Genomic DNA, 2098 nt, shown 5'->3' with positions numbered 1-2098 from the left:
GAGGTCGCCCCGCACAGCGCCCGCGCGGCCGGCGGCCCCCGGATCAGGCTGCGCCCCCGCACCGTCCGCGCGAAGATCGTCTCGCTGCTGATGGTCCCCGTGGTCTCCCTGCTGGCCCTGTGGGCCTTCGCCGCCGTCGGTACCGCCCAGGACGTCGCCCGCCTCAGCCGCCTCCAGCGCGTCGACAGCGAGATCCGCACCCCGCTCACCCGCGCCGTCGCGGAGCTCCAGGCCGAACGGCGAGCCGCCGTGCGCCACCTGGCCGATCCCGGCGCCGACAAGGCGGGCGGCGGCGACCGGGGGACCGGCCTCCAGGCCCAGTCCGAGCGCACCGACGCGGCCGTCCGGCGGCTGCGGCTCGGCGACCGGCACACCGTGGCCGACGCCGGGGACCACCCGGCCGAGGTCGCCGTCCGGTTGCGGGAGTTCGTCGCCGCGGCCGAGGCGCTGGCGGCCGACCGTAGCGACGTGGCCGGACGCCGGGCCACGCCCGACACGGCCTACGAGGCGTACACCCAGGTCGTGGACGCCGGCCTCGCCGTGGGCGGGGCGCTCGGCGCCGACCCCGAGGGCGGCCCCGGCGACGACGGCCGGGTACTGCTGGAGTTCGCGCGCGCCGGGGAACTCCTCGCCCGCGAGGACGCACTCCTCGCCTTCCCGGGCCCGCGCAGCCCGGAAGCGCTGCGCCGGCTCCCCGGGGTCGTCGAGGCCCGCCGCACCCTCACCACGGCCGCCGCCCGCGACCTGCCCGCCCCTCAGCGGTCCGCCTGGCAGGCCGTCACCACGAGCGCCGAGTACGCCGGACTCACCGCCGCCGAGGACAAGGCGCTTGACCCCGGCACGGGCAAGGAAGCCCAGGGAGCGCCGTCCGGCTGGGAGCCGGCGTTCACGAGCGTCGCCACCTCCCTGCGGGAGATCGAGAACGCCGCGCGCGCCGGGCGCCTCCACGACACCGCGCCGCTGGTCGAGGCGGTGCTCGGCCCGGCGGGTGCGGCCGTCCTGCTGGGCCTGGCCGCCGTGGCCGCCGCCCTGGTGATCTCCGTCCGGATCGGCCGCGGACTCGTCGTCGAACTGGTCGCACTGCGCAACGGAGCCCTGGAGATCGCCCACCGCAAGCTCCCGCACGCCATGGACCGGCTGCGCGCCGGCCGGGACATCGACATCGCCGCCGAGGCCCCGCCCGGCCGGCCCGCCGAGGACGAGATCACCCAGGTCGGCGAGGCCCTCGCGACCGTCCACCGGGCCGCCCTCAGCGCCGCCGTGGAACGCGCCGAACTGGCCAGCGGCATCTCCGGGGTGTTCGTCAACCTCGCCCGCCGCAGCCAGGTCCTGGTGCACCGCCAGCTCACCCTGCTCGACTCGATGGAGCGGCGCGCCGACGACCCGGGCGAGCTCGGCGACCTGTTCCGGCTCGACCACCTCACCACCCGGATGCGCCGGCACGCCGAGAGCCTCATCATCCTGTCGGGCGCCGCTCCCGGCCGGGCCTGGCGGATGCCCGTCCCGCTCACCAACGTCGTGCGCGCCGCCGTCTCGGAGATCGAGGACTACCCACGGGTCGAGGTCCGCGGGCTCGCCGAGGCCTCCGTCGTCGGCGCCGCGGTCGCCGACCTCACCCACCTGCTCGCCGAACTGATCGAGAACGCGGCACAGTTCTCACCCCCGCACACCAAGGTCCGGGTCACCGGCGAGCCGGTGGGCACCGGATACGTCCTGGAGGTCGAGGACCGCGGCCTGGGCATGGGCGGGCAGACCCTCGCCGAGGCCAACCGGCGCATCGAGCAGTCCGAAGCGCTCGACCTCTTCGACAGCGACCGGCTGGGGCTCTTCGTGGTCAGCCGCCTCTCGGCCCGGCACGGGATCAAGGTGCACCTGCGCACCTCGCCCTACGGGGGTACGACCGCGGTGGTGCTGCTGCCCAACGCCCTGCTGCAAGGGGCGCTCACGGCGGGCCGGTCGCCGCTGGACCCGGCCCACCACCCCGACCCGGCTGCGGTGAAGACCACCGGGCCGGCCCCGGCCCCGGCCCCGGCCCCTGCGTCGGCCCCTGCCCCGGCTCCGCCGGCGCCGGTCGCCTCCGCGGCCGACGTACCCGAAG

The 2098-nt window shown here is 77.1% G+C and carries 1 protein-coding gene; it reads left to right on the top strand.

Annotated elements, in window-relative coordinates; translation table 11 throughout:
• Positions 1-42: 42 nt before the first annotated feature.
• Positions 43-2098, top strand: a 2056-nt coding sequence (locus GPJ59_RS35755) for a sensor histidine kinase (RefSeq protein ID WP_308120682.1), incomplete at its 3' end; no start/stop codon positions are given.

This window comes from Streptomyces bambusae (assembly GCF_019400985.1).
Classification (GTDB): domain Bacteria; phylum Actinomycetota; class Actinomycetes; order Streptomycetales; family Streptomycetaceae; genus Streptomyces; species Streptomyces bambusae_A.
Note: the sequence above shows the minus strand (reverse complement) of the source record. Positions and strands in the feature narration are given on the sequence as shown.